Here is an 18,113-nt window from a genome sequence, read left to right as displayed (position 1 = left end):
CCCATTTCAGGGAAGATCAAACAGAAAGTTATGGAAAAACAAGGCGCTGTCGATATTGATCACCTCATCGGTGGTAAAATCGAGCAGAACCATGACGAGGATATCGTCGCTGTCATCTGATGTCGTTCCATTCCTGTTGAAGATCAGCAGATCCTTCATCTCGTCGTCATCATCAACATTTTCTTCAGGGATACGGCGATTGCTGAATTGCTCGAAGTAATGCTCCACGGAAAACCGCAGGTTTTCAAGCGGTTTCTTCGATGCATCTTTACCTGTCTCGATAATAAGGATATCACTTCCGGATGTAGCTCTTCCCGTAGTCGCATCCTTCTCCCATTTGAAATCGGTGACAACCTGGCGGTTGGTCTCCCCTTCCGCGTGGTCACCCAGATAGATATGAATGAAATCACCCCCGCTCCCCGTGGCGATGATGTCATTGCCCTTGCCGCCTTTGATGATATCTCTGCCCTGGCCTCCCTTGATCATGTCATCGCCTGCCCCGCCTTCGATTTCATCATCCCCGTTCTTGCCTTCGATCGTATCATCGCCGTCTTGACCATAGAGCTGATCATCCCCCTGGCCGCCTTTGATACGGTCATCTCCGCCGCCAGCCCAGATAAGGTCATCGCCTCTGCCAGTTATGAACACATCGTCGTAATTGCCGGTGGTGACGATGCGATCAGCCGCGTTTCCTATACCTGAAATCTCGAAACGTTCCACATTCCGGAGATAGGTGATCCGGTCAAGCGTTTCATCATCGCCGGGGAAATCATAGATCAGCCGGGTATAATCATAAACATGCCCGTCATTGCTCCCCCCGTCGGCCTGCACCCATTCCCCTTGATAACTGTCATATCTCCACTTGAGTTCGGCTGCATCCATCCGGATCGCGATATCAAGATGATTGCCGTTCTCATCAACACCGAACGTGGCCGCGCCAGGCGCCACCGATGCATACATATCCACCCCGCCGCCGCCATCAATGACATCCTGACCAGACCCGCTGGCAAGGCTATCATCGCCTCCCATGCCGATGAGGATGTTTCTGCCCCGGCCACCATCAAGTAGGGTATTCTTTGTTTGGGACGCGATGAGGTAGTCATCACCGTCTCCACCCGTGAACGTGTGTTTTCCATTGAATAAGAGATTTGTGAGATGGCTGCCATCGATGATATCATCCCCCGCCCCGCCGGATATCGAATTGGCAGCGGTTATATCGGAGCCGAAGAAATAATCCTCCTCTCCGTCAATCGAAATATGGGTCTTCCCTCTGCTGCTCTCGACCACCTTTGACGTTCCCAGTATCGTCACCCGGAGAGGCTGGCTGAAGCGGATCACCTCCCCTCCGTCGTCGGTGCGGCGAAACTCGACCGTCACCGTATCGGTAAGGGAATTGCTGGCGATATTGTCGCGGCTGCCGGTCAGCGCATTCACCTGCGCATGATCGCTGTTGAGGTCATACTGCCACCTGCCGCTCGGAAAGATGGTGAATTTGCCATAGGTACTGGTGACCTCTTTTCCTGTTTCTGTATCCGTGATTTCCTCTCCCCCGGTATAGAGGCTGAACTCGTCGATCATCTGAACGGTGTCGCTGTTGAGCTCAACGATCCCCAGCGCCCGCGACAACGGAATATGTATGGGGTCCTGAAGCGGCGCGTCATCCCGGACCGTGCCGGAGCTTCTCTTGTCTTTGACCGGCTCCTTGATCGTGACAAGGATCGTCTTGGTGCTGGTGCCGCCACGCGCGTCCATAACCGGAATGGTAAATGTGACCGATCCCGTGAAATCCGTGTTCGGGGTGAAGGTCCCCGTGCCCCCCACCGCCTTGTAGATGCCAAATCCCGTATCGATATCCTCGGTGGTGGCGGCAGGCGTGATCAGGTCCTCATCATCCAGGTCCTTTTCATTTGTTTCCAAAATACCATCCCCCTGCAGCGTGATGGTGAGCGCGATATTCTTGAAGGCATCATAGCTTCGCGGCGTCTCTGCGACCCTGATTGTATTGAAACTGACCGTTACATCCTCCGTGATGGTGGTTTCACCTTCGGTTGACGTGGTGAATCTCAGCCTGTGGGTTGAACCTGCGGTGTGATCTTTCCTCAACTCGATTGTCGTGTCATCGAGGGTGAAAACCAGGTCCTTCTCCGAAAATTCATTACCGTCGCTGTCAAGTTCAGCCAGGGTGGTGGTGATCGTCTGCCCCATCGGCGCGGAAACGGTGATACTGCCCACCGTGTCACCATCCAAAAGCCCGGCGCTGGGAACCTGAATGATATTGGGATGATCCGCAGAGCCAATAGACACATCAAGGGTAAACGGGATATTCTTGATCGTGATTGGGCTGATCCGGGATGATGCAATTTTACTTCCTATCCCGGTTGTCCCGTTTTCATAATCGAAATTCATATACATATCGATCCCGCCAGCGAACTGGCTGATCGCTTCATAATCGAGATAGGCATTTTCCTTGAGCCAGATTTCCCTTATGAGCGGATTATCCGTCTCCCGGTATTCAAACTGGCTTTCAAAACTGGGCAGTCTTGAGCTGAAACTTCCCTTTCCTCTCAGGATCAGGCTTGGCACGACATCTCCATACCCGTCATCTGAAATGGTCAGCGTGCCGATCCTCTCCGCGGCGTACCTGCCCTCATCAAAAGAAATCTTGTGGCCGTTATAGGAAAGCCCGGTCGGCCTCTTGTCGATGGTCAGCGTGAAGGTTGCAGGCGAAAGCTCTACCCCGGTGCCGGTCGTGCTCGGGGTGATGGTCAGCTCATGCGGGCCCGAATTCTTCGCGTTATGATTAACGGCCTTGAGCCAGATCTGGTTGCCCCCTTGGATTTCATAGTTTTCCGTATCTGAAATCGTGAACGTGTTTGTTCCTTTCGCGTCATCGGTAAAGGAAACCGTGGTCAGCTTGATCGCGCTGCTGGCAAGGCTGTTGTCATTGAGCGTATAGGCAGCAGGCGTAAAGACCATCCCGGTCGGCCTTTCATCAATGTCGTTCACCGTCAGGGTGAAATTCACCGTGGAAGGTTCCTGGCCGATGCCGGTGCTCGCGGATTTGATCGTCAGGGTGACTTGCCCGCCGGCTATGTCTTCATAGTCAAGGACAGACCCGGCCTTCAATACAAGCGCAACATAACTGTCATTGATCTTGATGGTGAGTTTGCCAATCGTCGCACTGCTTACAAATCCCTCGATAAAAGCGGTATTTGTACCACGCCCATCATCGGTGAAGGAAATGGAAGAAAGGGTTGTATCTGCTGCTATACTGCCTTCATCAAGGCTGACGGCCGTTGGCGCAAGCGACAATCCTGTTGGCTTGCGATCAATATCAGGCACGGCATCAAGATCAAAGTGATCAACGGTCAGGGTTTCACTGTAATCCTCCAGCACCATCACCAGGGTCCGGACGCCGCTGTCAAACACACGATAGATCAGCGTATCGACGATACTGCCATCATTGCTGGATCCGGTTGGGAAATGTCCCGGGAAACTCTGAAGCGTGTTGTAAATCGCAAGATATGCAGCCGCATCGGTGGTATTGGAAAGCCGTATTCGGTCATCTCCCCCGGCCGTGCTGCCATTGAAATTGGCATCGCCGGAAACCGTGCCACGGCTGAAATCGGAAATGACATCGGCATGACCGGTGCCGGCCTTGTGCAGATCATGGCTGTAGAGAACGATATCATCCCCCGCGCCAAGCGTGATCTGGTCCTGTTGCTTGCCGCCGGAAAGCAGGTCATCCCCGGCCCCGCCATCGAGACTGTCCTGCCCGTCGCCACCGGAAAGTGTATCCGCACCGGCCCCGCCCCGGATGATATCATTGACCGAGCCCCCGGTGATCGTATCGGCGGCATCGCCGAGGCCCGTGAAATTGATCTTTTCTATTTCGGTCAGGTAATCGTATTCATCATTTTCGTCCTGAACCCCGTCCCGATCGAGGTCAAACCAGGAACGGATATAGGAATACCCTGCCCCCGTCCCTGTTTTCCAGGTTGAACTCGCCCGGTCAAATCCCCAGAAATCCGTTGAACCAAGATCCAGATTGACCGCCGTATTCTCCCCGGAAACCCGGTCATCCGGATCAATGAAATAGGTATCTTCATCCAGATCACCCAGGGCGGCATCGCCACCATCAATGATATCATTGCCGACCCCGCCGGAAATCGAATCCAGTTTCGGACCACCGAAAATGATATCATCTCCCGCGCCAGCCTTGATCACAAGAAGCCCGGCATTGGCATTCCCGTAGATGATATCATCACCATCCCCCGCATTGATGGAACCACCCGATATTCCGGCGGTTTCGGCAATGGCATCAAAGATATCATCTCCGGAAGATGTAATGATGAAGGGAGTAGACGGAAGGGTGATTGTATTATCCTGATAAAGATAGTAATCATCTCCTGCCGTGAGCCTGAACAGACTTTCATCTGGCCCGAGCACATCAGTGACGCCATGGATCGTGATCGAAAAGGATTGGGTGAGTGTCTCCGCTTCATCAATTCCTGTCGTCAGCGGATCATCTTCACGGGACATGGAAAAATTTATTGTCTCGGTGAGGTTGCCGTTTGCGCCATCGGCATCATCGTCATCACCGTCAAGGGCATTCACCGTCGCATTGCTGTTGTCCAGCACATAGCGCCAGGAACCATCCCGATCAAAGGTAATGGTTCCATAACTGCCATCAATGGCCGTGCCATCAGCCGCAACATCGGTGCCGTTCACGCTTGCGATCATGTAAAGGGCGATATTGCGCCCCGGATCAATCGATGAAACACGCCCTGAGGTCGCCCCCGCCAGCCTGTTATCGGGCAGGGTTTCAGGTGCATTTTCCCGGACCCCGAGATCGCCTTTGACATCAAGCGCCTTTGCCACACTGACATTGACCTCAGCGGTCCCTTCAGCCCCGTGCTCATCCTTGATATTGATAGTGAATGTATCAGTACCGATGAAATCACTGTCCGGGGTATAGACAAGCTCGCCCGTGTTCGAAACCGTATAGGAGCCGTCGTTTGTCTGGACAGCGGCCGCGGTCTCGGCAAAGGAAACACTGTCGCCATCGCTGTCGGTGGTCGTTGAAACATGGGAAACCGATCTGTCCTCAAACCCCATCAGATCGAAAGCATCAGCATTGGTGAGATTGATCTCTATCCTGACCTGCTGATCAAGGTTATCCTCCGCTTCCGCCATGGCCGTGATCGTGACGGTTGTGGACATGCTGGACGTCACCGCAGCCTTGGTGCTGATCGCCCCGGTGTCTTTGTCGATGCTGAAAAGTCCTGCCGGGTCGGTCAGGGCAAAGGTGATCGTCGTATTCATTGGCCCGCTTGCCGTGACCGTGCCGATCTCGTCATCCGCCGCCTTCGCGCCGTTTAACCGCCAGCCGCCGGTGATGGACTCCCCGTTCGGAATATTGACCGTGATCGCAAGATCAGTATTGGCAATGAGCAGGTTTACAGCCTTGCTATCAAGATCTTCACCCACGCCGCTTGTCGTACTGCTGATATTGAGTGTGTAAACATAAATGGAGTTAAGGCCATTCACCAGACTGTCCCCGTCCAGAAGCACCCCGTCCTTTATCTGGAGAATGTAACTGTTGCGGATGGTATCGCCATCTTCATCCGTGCTGGCAACAATCTGAAAATCATCATCCATGAGCACATTCGGGCGTTTGTCATAATCCACAACACCCGTTCTCGAGATGCTGACAGAGGGAGTGTTGACCCCCGTCAGGTCATCACCCCCATATGTAATGGTAAAGAGGTCCATCGCGCCGCTGACCCGGCCTTCATGCACTGTTTTAATAGACGGGCTGATATTTATACGCTCAGGTTTCTCATCAACATCGCTCACCTGCAGCGTGAAGGTCTGGGCCGCGGGTGCGCTCCCTGTTCCGCTCACGCTCGGCGTCACCGTCACCACATGGCTCGTGGCCGTCTCATGGTCCAGATCAACCCCCGCCTTCAGCCACAATTGCGTCCCGCTTCGGATCTCGAACAGCACCTTGCCGCCAACCTCGACCGTATTCACCTCCGCCGTGTTCACCCCCGGCACATCATCCGTAAATCCGATTTCCGCCAGCTGCCGCGCTGCCGTCACCCCCTCCGCAACCCTCCCCGTGCTCGCCGTGAGCGTCATCGCGCTCGGCGCTTCGTCAACATCGCTCACCGCAAGGGTCACCTGCTGATCCGCCGTCAGAAGCCCCGAGGTTGCCCGAACCGTGAACGTGTATGTATCCTTCGTCTCAAAATCCGGCGTCACCGCCGCCTTGAACGTCACCTCGCCGCTGTCCTTGTCGATCTCGAACAGATTGCCGTCATCACCAGCCACCAACGACCAGATGATCGACGCCAGGTCATACGTCCCCTCCGCCGTATACACCACCTTCTCTGCCTCGACCTTCACCCTCTCCGGCAGAACAAGACCAGACCCGCCGGACGTGATCTCCGGCGCCTCATTCTCATCCGTCACCTGCAGCGTGAAGGTCTGCGCGGGCGGTGCGCTCCCTGTTCCGCTCACGCTCGGCGTCACCGTCACCACATGGCTCGTGGCCGTCTCATGGTCCAGATCAACCCCCGCCTTCAGCCACAATTGCGTCCCGCTTCGGATCTCGAACAGCACCTTCCCGCCGACCTCGACCGTATTCACCTCCGCCGTGTTCACCCCCGGCACATCATCCGTAAATCCGATTTCCGCCAGCTGCCGCGCCGCCGTCACCCCCTCGGCAACGCTCCCCGTGCTCGCCGTGAGCGTCATCGCGCTCGGCGCTTCGTCAACATCGCTCACCGCAAGGGTCACCTGCTGATCCGCCGTCAGAAGCCCCGAGGTTGCCCGAACCGTGAACGTGTATGTATCCTTCGTCTCAAAGTCCGGCGTCACCGCCGCCTTGAACGTCACCTTGCCGCTGTCCTTGTCGATCTCGAACAGATTGCCATCATCACCAGCCACCAACGACCAGATGATCGACGCCAGGTCATACGTCCCCTCCGCCGTATACACCACCTTCTCTGCCTCGACCTTCACCCTCTCCGGCAGAACAAGACCAGACCCGCCGGACGTGATCTCCGGCGCCTCATTCTCATCCGATACCTGCAGCGTGAAGGTCTGCGCGGGCGGTGCGCTCCCTGTTCCGCTCACGCTCGGCGTCACCGTCACCACATGGCTCGTGGCCGTCTCATGGTCCAGATCAACCCCCGCCTTCAGCCACAATTGCGTCCCGCTTCGGATCTCGAACAGCACCTTGCCGCCAACCTCGACCGTATTGACTGTCGCCGTGTTTGTCCCCGGCACATCATCCGTAAATCCGATTTCCGCCAGCTGCCGCGCTGCCGTCACCCCCTCCGCAACGCTCCCCGTGCTCGCCGTGAGCGTCATCGCGCTCGGCGCTTCGTCAACATCGCTCACCGCAAGGGTCACCACCTGATCCGCCGTCAGAAGCCCCGAGGTTGCCCGAACCGTGAACGTGTATGTATCCTTCGTCTCAAAATCCGGCGTCGTGCCCTTCTGGAACGTCACCTCGCCGCTGTCCTTGTCGATCTCGAACAGATTGCCGTCATCACCAGCCACCAACGACCAGATGATCGCCGCCAGGTCATACGTCCCCTCCGCCGTATACACCACCTTCTCTGCCTCGACCTTCACCCTCTCCGGCAGAACAAGACCAGACCCGCCGGACGTGATCTCCGGCGCCTCATTCTCATCCGATACCTGCAGCGTGAAGGTCTGCGCGGGCGGTGCGCTCCCTGTTCCGCTCACGCTCGGCGTCACCGTCACCACATGGCTCGTGGCCGTCTCATGGTCCAGATCAACCCCCGCCTTCAGCCACAATTGCGTCCCGCTTCGGATCTCGAACAGCACCTTGCCGCCGACCTCGACCGTATTCACCTCCGCCGTGTTCACCCCCGGCACATCATCCGTAAATCCTATTGCCGCAAGTTGCCGCGCTGCCGTCACCCCCTCCGCAACGCTCCCCGTGCTCGCCGTGAGCGTCATCGCGCTCGGCGCTTCGTCAACATCGCTCACCGCAAGGGTCACCACCTGATCCGCCGTCAGAAGCCCCGAGGTTGCCCGAACCGTGAACGTGTATGTATCCTTCGTCTCAAAGTCCGGCGTCGTGCCCTTCTGGAACGTCACCTCGCCGCTGTCCTTGTCGATCTCGAACAGATTGCCGTCATCACCAGCCACCAACGACCAGATGATCGCCGCCAGGTCATACGTCCCCTCCGCCGTATACACCACCTTGTCTGCCTCGACCTTCACCCTCTCCGGCAGAACAAGACCAGACCCGCCGGACGTGATCTCGAGCACATCGTTCTCATCCGTCACCTGCAGCGTGAAGGTCTGCGCGGGCGGTGCGCTCCCTGTTCCGCTCACGCTCGGCGTCACCGTCACCACATGGCTCGTGGCCGTCTCATGGTCCAGATCAACCCCCGCCTTCAGCCACAATTGCGTCCCGCTTCGGATCTCGAACAGCACCTTGCCGCCGACCTCGACCGTATTCACTGTCGCCGTGTTCACCCCCGGCACATCATCCGTAAATCCTATTGCCGCAAGTTGCCGCGCCGCCGTCACTCCCTCCGCAACGCTCGCCGTGCTCGCCGTGAGCGTCATCGCCGTCGGCACCTCATCCACGTCCTCAACCGCAAGGGTCACCTGCTGATCCGCCGTCAGAAGCCCCGAGGTTGCCCGAACCGTGAACGTGTATGTATCCTTCGTCTCAAAATCCGGCGTCGTGCCCTTCTGGAACGTCACCTCGCCGCTGTCCTTGTCGATCTCGAACAGATTGCCGTCATCACCAGCCACCAACGACCAGATGATCGCCGCCAGGTCATACGTCCCCTCCGCCGTATACACCACCTTCTCTGCCTCGACCTTCACCCTCTCCGGCAGAACAAGACCAGACCCGCCGGACGTGATCTCGAGCACATCGTTCTCATCCGTCACCTGCAGCGTGAAGGTCTGCGCGGGCGGTGCGCTCCCTGTTCCGCTCACGCTCGGCGTCACCGTCACCACATGGCTCGTGGCCGTCTCATGGTCCAGATCAACCCCCGCCTTCAGCCACAATTGCGTCCCGCTTCGGATCTCGAACAGCACCTTCCCGCCGACCTCGACCGTATTCACCTCCGCCGTGTTCACCCCCGGCACATCATCCGTAAATCCGATATCCGCCAGCTTCCGCGCCGCCGTCACCCCCTCGGCAACGCTCCCCGTGCTCGCCGTGAGCGTCATCGCCGTCGGCACCTCATCCACGTCCTCAACCGCAAGGGTCACCTGCTGATCCGCCGTCAGAAGCCCCGAGGTTGCCCGAACCGTGAACGTGTATGTATCCTTCGTCTCAAAATCCGGCGTCACCGCCGCCTTGAACGTCACCTTGCCGCTGTCCTTGTCGATCTCGAACAGATTGCCGTCATCACCAGCCACCAACGACCAGATGATCGCCGCCAGGTCATACGTCCCTTCCGCCGTATACACCACCTTCTCTGCCTCGACCTTCACCCTCTCCGGCAGAACAAGACCAGACCCGCCGGACGTGATCTCCGGCGCCTCATTCTCATCCGATACCTGCAGCGTGAAGGTCTGCGCGGGCGGTGCGCTCCCTGTTCCGCTCACGCTCGGCGTCACCGTCACCACATGGCTCGTGGCCGTCTCATGGTCCAGATCAACCCCCGCCTTCAGCCACAATTGCGTCCCGCTTCGGATCTCGAACAGCACCTTCCCGCCGACCTCGACCGTATTCACCTCCGCCGTGTTCACCCCCGGCACGTCATCCGTAAATCCGATTTCCGCCAGCTGCCGCGCCGCCGTCACTCCCTCCGCAACCCTCCCCGTGCTCGCCGTGAGCGTCATCGCCGTCGGCACCTCATCCACGTCCTCAACCGCAAGGGTCACCACCTGATCCGCCGTCAGAAGCCCCGAGGTTGCCCGAACCGTGAACGTGTATGTATCCTTCGTCTCAAAGTCCGGCGTCGTGCCCTTCTGGAACGTCACCTTGCCGCTGTCCTTGTCGATCTCGAACAAATTGCCGTCATCACCAGCCACCAACGACCAGATGATCGCCGCCAGGTCATACGTCCCCTCCGCCGTATACACCACCTTCTCTGCCTCGACCTTCACCCTCTCCGGCAGAACAAGACCAGACCCGCCGGACGTGATCTCGAGCACATCGTTCTCATCGATTATATCGTCGGTGTTATCTTTATTATCGCTGTCTTCTTGATCATCTGGGGCTGTATTATCATCAGGGTCTGTATTATCATCGGTGCCTGAGGATGCGTCGTCTTCCTCGGTTGGGTTGATCTCATCTGTTTCATTATTTCCTTCTTCCGATGTGTTAACCTCGGGATCATCCCTGTTTTCATTGCCAGTATCGTCGATATCTGCATTCCCTTCCACGGGCGGTGTTTTTTCACGATCAATTACCGGACGGATAAAAGACCCATCTTCTCCATCTGATCTATTGTTAATAAGAAGAACAGGGATTATAAAATCGCCCAGGTCAGGAACAAGATGCTCTGTATCGGGAAGATTTGTATTGATATCCGGTACATGTTCCGGTGTATTTACAGGCCCGGGTTCATGTAAACTCTGCACACTGGCATGAGTGGTATCAGTGGTATCAATTTTTGGCGTTGGGTCAGCGTTGATTGTGGGAATTGCTGTTTGACCACTAATGGGCAGGTCCGTTGTGGATATGTTGTTCTTTTCCGCAACAAAAGGTTCAAGTTCAGCAATATGCGATCTTACATCTTTATTGCGCGATGCCAGGGGCGGATGACGCCCTTCAAGATCAAGAAAATATAGAGGGACAAAGAGAGTTTCGGTATCTGGGAGAGATATTCTGGCTACATCATTCGGCTGGCTCTCACCCTCATCGCTCTCAAGTAATGTGAAGAGATACGCAATAAGAATACCGTCAATCAATAAAAGCAATAAAATTGCGTTTTTGCCTCTATTGTCTTTTTCCCCTTTGCGTTTGGGGTAGTTTATATGTCGGGCCTCTTCCCTTTGTCTGACCGTCTTCATTGCTTCATCCCCAGCGAAGTATTCATCTACTTGGATTTAAAGCACTTACCAGAACGGCATTAAAACTATAAATTTTATTCATATATAGTGATGCAATGAAAAGTGTAATTCAAGTAAAAAGCGACATCACATCCGATATGAAATCAGAAGATCAATATGCTTAAGGCTTTCCAAGTCTGAGCGCTGATGCTATAAAAACGCGTGCTGCGGTCGTGGTGTAGTGGTAGCACAAGAGCCTTCCAAGCTCTTAGGGCCGGTTCGAGTCCGGTCGACCGCTCCATTTATTTTTACTATAAATTTTAAGTGTTTGGCAAATTATTGTCATTGGGTAGTGTTCACACGTTCTTGACTTGGCTTATCCATCGCCAACGCCCATTCCTGGCGAACGCTTTGTTCCTTTTCTTTTTTGATGGATACTTTCGCCAGTGCATCAATCTCATATGGGGACATCAGGCAAGAGAGCGCCCAGACCGACGAGCCCCGAACGATGGGATCATAACTATCAAGGTGGACCTTGATCCAAGGGATAAGAGATTTCATGCCGGAATTTCCAGCAGCAATAAGCACGTTACGAAGATAACGGATATACCCGACACGTCGTACCGGCGTTCCAGCATACCGTTTCCTGAATCCAGTCTCGTCAAGGTTCAGCATCACCTCCAGAGGAGTCAGGCCCAAATCGGGCAACGGCTGAAACTTTATCTCGGCCGAGCGTTGGGCAAAACTGTTCCATGGACAAACAGCAAGACAATCATCACAGCCGAAGATACGGTTGCCCATCGCAGTCCTGAATTCACGCGGTATAGCCCCCTTATGTTCAATCGTAAGATAGGAAATACAGCGGCGGGCATCGAGTTGATATGGTCGAGGAAAAGCATTTGTCGGGCATATATCAAGGCATTTTGTGCAACTGCCGCAATGATCGGTGTTTTCCGTCCCCACAGCCCAATCCGCATCGGTAAGGATCACCCCCAAAAAGAGCCAGGAGCCATAGTCGCGGGAAACAAGGTTTGTATGCTTTCCCTGCCAGCCCAGACCTGCGCGGGCTGCGAGCGGTTTTTCCATTAGTGGCGCTGTGTCCACAAAGACCTTGACGGCAACCTTTTCCCTTACGGCAATTCTGCTGGCGATCTGCTTGAGTCTGCCTTTGATGACATCGTGATAATCCCTGCCGCGGGCATATACCGATATATTTCCACATCCTCTGGCATTGAGATTTTCCATCGGGTCGTGATCAGGGCCGTAATTCATTGACAGAACAATGGCGGTCCTGGCATCAGGCCACATAGCCTGGGCGTGAATTCGCCTGTCTCGAGTTTCCTCAAGCCAATGCATGTCCCCCATGAAACCATTTTCGATAAAGGCATCAAGTTGCTTGGCTTGTTGCTTGTCCGGGCCTGCCGAAGTAAAGCCTATACGATCAAACCCTGCATTATTTGCATCTTCACGAATGCGCGCACGAATTTTATCAGCATCGTCCTTCATAAAGTCACCATGCCCCAAAACGGCCAAAGATCAAAGTGAGCAGATGGTGAAAGATGGGACTGGTTACAATGGGTCTATATCACCCGAAGCTCGATTGGCTTCAAATTCTTTCTGAAATCTTTGAAATTCCCCAGCCTCAATCGCATCGCGAATGCCACGAGTCAGATCCTGATAATAGGTTATGTTATGACGGCTCAACAGCATCAGCCCAAGAACTTCATCAGCCTTGAAAAGGTGATGAAGATATGCCCGGGAATAGCGCGTGCAAGCCGGGCAATGGCACCCCGCATCGAGAGGGCGGGTATCATCTGCGTGCCGCGCGTTCTTGATATTCACAGCTCCCCGCCTCGTAAATGCCTGCCCCGTGCGACCAGAACGTGTCGGCAGAACGCAATCGAACATGTCAATTCCTCTTGCCACGGCACCAACAATGTCATCCGGTTTGCCAACCCCCATAAGGTAACGGGGTTTATCTGCCCGCATCAGAGGCGTGGTTACATCAAGGGTTTCGAACATGGCGTTCTGCCCTTCCCCTACGGCAAGCCCCCCCACGGCATAGCCTTCAAAATTCAACTCTTCCAGTGCGGCCACACTCTCAGCCCGCAGATCTGGAAAAATCGATCCCTGAACAATACCAAACTGCCCATATCCAGGACGATGAACAAATGCCTCCCGGCAGCGCTTCGCCCAGGCCATAGAAAGACGCATGGAGGAAGCTGCAACATCCTTTTCTGCAGGAAATGGCGTGCATTCATCAAAGGCCATGGTGATGGTTGCATCCAGCATACGCTGAATATCCGTAGATCTTTCTGGTGTAAGACGATGCTCAGAGCCATCAAGATGCGAACGGAAAGTCACCCCGTCATCATCAATTTTTCTGAGCGCCCCAAGTGACATGACCTGGAAGCCTCCGGAATCCGTGAGCAAGGGACCATCCCAGCCCATCATCCGGCGCACGCCACCCAACCGCTCAACCCGTTCAGGTCCGGGGCGCAACATCAGATGATAGGTGTTTGCCAGAATGATCATTGCCCCTGTTGCCCAGACATCATCCACCGTCATGGCTTTAACAGTCGCGGCCGTCCCTACAGGCATGAAAACAGGTGTCTGGATCACGCCATGCGCAGTTTTAACTTCACCTCGGCGAGCTGCACCATCGGTTGTCTTGAGGGTGAAGGAAAATTCAGTCATCACGGCGCTCCATCAGGCAGGCATCACCATAGGAAAAGAAACGGTACCCATGAGCAATGGCATGGGCGTAGGCAGCATCAACCAAGCTTTTGCCGGTAAAGGCCGATACCAGCATCAGAAGCGTGGATTTCGGCAGGTGAAAATTGGTCAGCAATATGTCAATGACACCAAACTTGTATCCAGGCAGGATATAGAGATCGGTTTCCGCCTCATACGGGCGAATATCACCATGATCCCGCCAACAGCTTTCAAGGATTCGTAATGACGTTGTTCCAACCGCAACGATACGCCCACCCTCTTTCTTTGTGCGAGTAATCATCTCGGCGGTCTTGTCTGGTATCACTCCCCATTCCTTGTGCATGACATGATCACGCGGGTCTTCGACCTTTACAGGCAGGAAAGTCCCCGCCCCGACATGGAGCGTTACTTGACTTATTGAGGCACCGGATGCCTTGATACGATCAAGCAGGCCAGGGGTGAAATGAAGTCCTGCGGTTGGCGCGGCAACAGCACCTGTGTGGCTTGCAAACATCGTCTGGTAATGATCAGCATCATCATTTCTGACACCTTGAGGTCGTGGAATATATGGTGGCAGCGGCATGGTACCGTGCGTCTCAAGCATGCGCTCTAAATCGTCCCCTCCATTAGAAAACGCAAGACCGCGCTCTCCATCCTCGCCGATAAAATCCACTTCAGCAGAAAATCTTTCGGAAAAAATTACCTGATCTCCCAGCCGAAGTTTTTTTGCCGGCCTTGCAAAGCATCGCCAGCGATGATCGTCCATTCGCCGATGGAGCGTAATGGAGATGGAGGCATCACCCCTCTTGCCAATTAACCTTGCAGGCAACACTTTTGTATTGTTGACGATAAGCAGATCCCCAGGGTTGAGGCAAAAGGGAAGATCTGAGATTTGCCGATCCTCGAGCTTTCCTCCCCGCATATCAAGGAGACGCGCGGAATCCCTTGGGTTAGCAGGTTCTGCCGCAATACATTCCGGCGGCAGAATATAATCAAAATCGGAAAGCCTCATCACAGATAAACCAGATTGATCAGAAAATCTGCACCACGCCTAGTACCGCACCGCTATCTTCGGTGACTACAAGACATTGCACACGGGCTTCCTGCATACGCTGTTCTGCGTCGGCCATTCGAACATGTGGCTGAGTTGTAAGTACGCTTCGCGTCATTAGGTCTTCGGCGGTGGCAGTGCTGATATCAATATCATCGACCATCGCACGCCGCAGATCACCATCGGTAATTATCCCCTCAAGTTTATCCGGGCTACCAACAATCGCTATGCCAAGACGACCATGTGTCATGGTGACAATCACATTCTTCATCACTTCATCAGGAGATACAAAGGGCAGATTATCCCGGATCATGGTATCTCCAACGGTGGAAAGAAGTCGGCGCCCAAGGGCACCACCCGGGTGAGTTGCTGCGAAATCCTCAGGTTTGAAATCACGCTTTTCCATCAGCGCAATAGCAAGCGCATCACCTACAACAAGCGTCACCAGTCCAGATGTAGTGGGTGCAAGGTTCAGCGGACAAGCCTCCCTGTCGACCGAGATGTCCAGTATTGTATCGGCATGTTTACCAAGAGTGGAATGAGAAGCCCCGGTAAGGGCGATAATCGGCGCCTCAAGCCTTTTGAACGCAGGTAGAAGACGGATAATTTCTTCGGTTTCGCCAGAATTGGAAATCATTATGACGACTTCACCACGGCGGACTTTACCAAGATCACCGTGAATAGCTTCCGCTGGATGCAGAAAAATGGAAGGCGTACCGGTTGATGCAAGGGTGGAGGAAATCTTGCGCCCAAAAAGGCCAGACTTTCCCATCCCGCACACGATAACATGACCTTCGGCGCCATAGATCAGGTCAACGGCCTTGCTGAAATTATCATTAAGATTTTGGGCAAATCGATCTATTGCCGCGGTATAGATCTTGGCCATGTGACGGGCGGATTCAATGGTCTTCATCGGATGTCCTTTTCTTTCGAGCTTTTACGCTTCTTTTGAAGATTTTGCAAAACCTTCTCCATCACGTCTCTGCGCTGATAGTATTCGTATCGCTTCGTCACGATCCTCTGGCGTATTGATATTGAAAAAAGGGTCGGGCACACCGGTGAAATCAACCTCGGTGATATCATACGCAGCGGTAAAGAGATCTATCTTTCGCATCTCTTGGTTCACAAGCTTATCGCGAAGATCTGCCCGGACACGAACCGGCCAGATAGCAAACACGGGATGACGCTGACCAAAGGATTTCGCCCTTGCCATATCAGCACCAGCCAAGATGGGCTTCATCAAATGCGCTACCAGATCACGGGGAATGAACGGGGCATCACCAGCAAAGCTCATGATATGTGTTACCATCGGGCTGTTCTGTGCCGCCCAGTCCATCGATGCTAGCACCCCGGCAAGCGGCCCTGGATACCCTTCGATACCGTCTGGAACCACTGGCAGACCAAATGACTGAAACCTTGCCGGATCACCATTGGCATTGATGATCATCCCATTGCATTGAGGTCGGGTGCGCTCCAAAACGTGGTCAAGGATAGAACGGCCGAGAAGATCGGTCATGGGCTTATCCCCGCCCCCCATGCGGCGGCCCAATCCCCCGGCGAGGACTACGCCTAGCACCTTTTGTTTCGATATCATCGGTGCTGCCTCTGCTGCCGACGCTGATAGGAAAGAGTATCCGCTTCATCGCCATCATCATCAGAGGCATCGAATATAATGCGCTCAAGCCCGGAAAGAGCAGTGAACCTCCGCCCCCGAGCTCGGCCAATCAGAGTCAACCCAGCTTTGCGTGCAAGATCTACTCCGCTTTCGGTGAACCCGGAACGTGAGACAAGTATGGGGATCTCCATCTGCACGGTCTTGATCACCATCTCACTTGTCAACCTGCCGGTAGTATAAAATATTTTGTCCTCTCCCCTCACTTTGTTCAAAAACATCCAGCCAGCGATTTTATCAACCGCATTATGGCGACCGATATCTTCCATATAAACAAGTGCCTCTTCACCTGATGCAAGGACACAGCCATGAATGGCCCCGGCAGAAAGATAAAGGCTCGGGGTGGTATTAATGGTCTTGGTCAGTCGCATCAACTTGCTTGTGTGTATTCGGGCATCCGGGTTCAGCGAGATGCGCTCAAAACGTTCCATCATATCACCGAAAACCGTACCTTGGGCGCATCCACTTGTTCGTATCTTTTTCTGAAGTTTAACTTCGTAATCGGTTTCACGCTCAGTCCGGACGACAATCACCCCAAGATCTTCATCAACATCGACCGCTGTCACCGTATCATCATCATGGAGCATGTGCTGATTACGCAAAAATCCAACCGCCATATATTCCGGCCAGTCCCCAAGCGTCATCGAGGTAACTATTTCCTGTCGGTTGAGAAAGATTGTCATGGGTTTTTCAACAACCACCGGCACTGTCACCGATGCCCCGCTTTCATCCACCCCGTTGATTTCCGCCGTCAACCCTTCAGCATCTGGATCAGGAAAAATCCGAGGATGAATATTTGCTTCTGCTATGCCTGTCATTGCCATCCTTCCTGTTGCCATGCCGCTTCAGAAGATTGCATCATAGCCAATTCGAGGGGAATATGCTAATACCCCGCAGAGGAGACCGGCATGAAAATGCATTTCACCGCATCCAGCAACCCGGATGCCATTGCCAGATGTGATGCCCTGATAACCCGATATGGCCAGTCCGGCCCCGGGGAGTGCGATATTGTTATCGCGCTTGGTGGTGACGGACATATGCTGAACACCCTTAAAGATGAGCGTTTCAGCGCCAAGCCTGTTTACGGCATGAATTGTGGAACCGTAGGCTTTCTGATGAATGATTATGAGTTGAGCGGGCTTGAAGATCGACTTCAGACTGCTGAAGAGACCATCATCCATCCCCTCAAGATGGTTGCAACTGACCGCAACGGTGTTGTGACTACGGCCCATGGGATCAACGAAGTATCCCTTTTGCGTGAAAGTCAACAGGCAGCCAGGCTTTCAATCAAGGTTGATGGTATCACCCGAATGGAAGAACTGGTCTGCGATGGGGCGCTTGTCGCAACACCTGCAGGCAGTACGGCCTATAATTTTTCTGCCCATGGACCGATTATTCCGCTGGGCGCGTCAGTCCTTGCTTTGACACCTATAAGTGCCTTCCGTCCAAGACGTTGGCGTGGCGCATTGCTACCCAATCATTCTGAAGTTGAATTCGTTGTGAAAGATGCTGAATTTCGCCCTGTATCTGCGACATCAGATTCTTTTAGAATCAGTTTTGTAGAGAAGGTTATTGTTAAAGAGGATAAACATATATCCTTGCGCATTCTCAGCGACCCTGGCCATGGTCTCGAAGAACGGGTCATGCGCGAACAGTTCCCTATATAAC

Annotated in this window: 9 protein-coding genes and 1 tRNA gene; 2 read left to right on the top strand and 8 right to left on the bottom strand. The window is 54.2% G+C overall.

The genetic code is table 11. The features are described 5' to 3' along the window. Positions 1 to 6: 6 nt before the first annotated feature. Complete coding sequence (locus AB8880_05175; protein XDZ66785.1) at positions 7 to 10,398, bottom strand: cadherin-like domain-containing protein; 10,392 nt, start codon at positions 10,396 to 10,398, stop codon at positions 7 to 9. An 836-nt stretch (positions 10,399 to 11,234) separates the two neighbouring features. Between AB8880_05175 and AB8880_05170 the strand changes: the two genes are divergently transcribed. Continuing rightward, a tRNA-Gly gene (locus AB8880_05170) sits at positions 11,235 to 11,308 on the top strand. A gap of 41 nt (positions 11,309 to 11,349) precedes the next feature. On the opposite strand, the gene queG is transcribed toward AB8880_05170, so the two are convergent. The 7 genes from queG to AB8880_05135 all read right to left on the bottom strand — a co-directional run bounded on the left by queG (position 11,350) and on the right by AB8880_05135 (position 17,482). Continuing rightward, entirely contained in the window at positions 11,350 to 12,513 is a 1,164-nt protein-coding gene (gene queG / locus AB8880_05165; GenBank protein ID XDZ66784.1) for a tRNA epoxyqueuosine(34) reductase QueG, read from the bottom strand. Positions 12,514 to 12,576: 63 nt separating this feature from the next. Beyond that, a complete protein-coding gene (gene tgt / locus AB8880_05160; GenBank protein ID XDZ66783.1) occupies positions 12,577 to 13,704 on the bottom strand; it encodes a tRNA guanosine(34) transglycosylase Tgt in 1,128 nt (375 codons plus the stop codon). Further along, positions 13,697 to 14,734 carry a tRNA preQ1(34) S-adenosylmethionine ribosyltransferase-isomerase QueA gene (queA, locus tag AB8880_05155; protein ID XDZ66782.1) on the bottom strand — a complete coding sequence of 346 codons (1,038 nt, stop codon included), beginning with the start codon at positions 14,732 to 14,734 and terminating at the stop codon, positions 13,697 to 13,699. The genes tgt and queA overlap by 8 nt, the downstream gene beginning before the upstream one ends. 19 nt (positions 14,735 to 14,753) lie before the next feature. After that, positions 14,754 to 15,686: an SIS domain-containing protein gene (locus AB8880_05150; protein ID XDZ66781.1), complete on the bottom strand. Its 933-nt coding sequence runs from the start codon at positions 15,684 to 15,686 to the stop codon at positions 14,754 to 14,756. Positions 15,687 to 15,710: 24 nt separating this feature from the next. Beyond that, the gene (gene mobA / locus AB8880_05145) at positions 15,711 to 16,367 is read right to left on the bottom strand and encodes a molybdenum cofactor guanylyltransferase MobA (GenBank protein ID XDZ66780.1); all 657 of its coding nucleotides are present in this window, start codon (positions 16,365 to 16,367) and stop codon (positions 15,711 to 15,713) included. Then, a complete protein-coding gene (locus AB8880_05140; GenBank protein ID XDZ66779.1) occupies positions 16,364 to 17,263 on the bottom strand; it encodes a formate dehydrogenase accessory sulfurtransferase FdhD in 900 nt (299 codons plus the stop codon). Before AB8880_05140 ends, mobA begins: the two co-directional genes overlap by 4 nt. Before the next feature lie 27 nt (positions 17,264 to 17,290). Further along, positions 17,291 to 17,482 (bottom strand): hypothetical protein, encoded by a 192-nt coding sequence (locus tag AB8880_05135; protein ID XDZ67098.1) that lies wholly within the window; start codon positions 17,480 to 17,482, stop codon positions 17,291 to 17,293. On the opposite strand from AB8880_05135, the gene AB8880_05130 reads away from it, so the two are divergent. Further along, the gene (locus tag AB8880_05130; protein ID XDZ67024.1) at positions 17,393 to 18,112 is read left to right on the top strand and encodes an NAD kinase; all 720 of its coding nucleotides are present in this window, start codon (positions 17,393 to 17,395) and stop codon (positions 18,110 to 18,112) included. The two genes, AB8880_05135 and AB8880_05130, sit on opposite strands and share 90 nt — an antisense overlap. Position 18,113: the final 1 nt, after the last annotated feature.

This window comes from Alphaproteobacteria bacterium LSUCC0684, assembly GCA_041228335.1.
GTDB lineage: Bacteria > Pseudomonadota > Alphaproteobacteria > Puniceispirillales > UBA1172.
The sequence above is the reverse complement of the archived record's forward strand: the minus strand, read 5'-3'. Positions and strand labels throughout refer to the sequence as shown.

Excerpts from the sequence above, each read along its gene's own strand:
- queG (XDZ66784.1), bottom strand. The coding sequence starts at position 12,513 with ATGAAGGACGATGCTGATAAAATTCGTGCGCGCATTCGTGAAGATGCA.
- tgt (XDZ66783.1), bottom strand. The coding sequence starts at position 13,704 with ATGACTGAATTTTCCTTCACCCTCAAGACAACCGATGGTGCAGCTCGC.
- queA (XDZ66782.1), bottom strand. The coding sequence starts at position 14,734 with ATGAGGCTTTCCGATTTTGATTATATTCTGCCGCCGGAATGTATTGCG.
- AB8880_05150 (XDZ66781.1), bottom strand. The coding sequence starts at position 15,686 with ATGAAGACCATTGAATCCGCCCGTCACATGGCCAAGATCTATACCGCG.
- mobA (XDZ66780.1), bottom strand. The coding sequence starts at position 16,367 with ATGATATCGAAACAAAAGGTGCTAGGCGTAGTCCTCGCCGGGGGATTG.
- AB8880_05140 (XDZ66779.1), bottom strand. The coding sequence starts at position 17,263 with ATGACAGGCATAGCAGAAGCAAATATTCATCCTCGGATTTTTCCTGAT.
- AB8880_05135 (XDZ67098.1), bottom strand. The coding sequence starts at position 17,482 with ATGTCCGTCACCACCAAGCGCGATAACAATATCGCACTCCCCGGGGCC.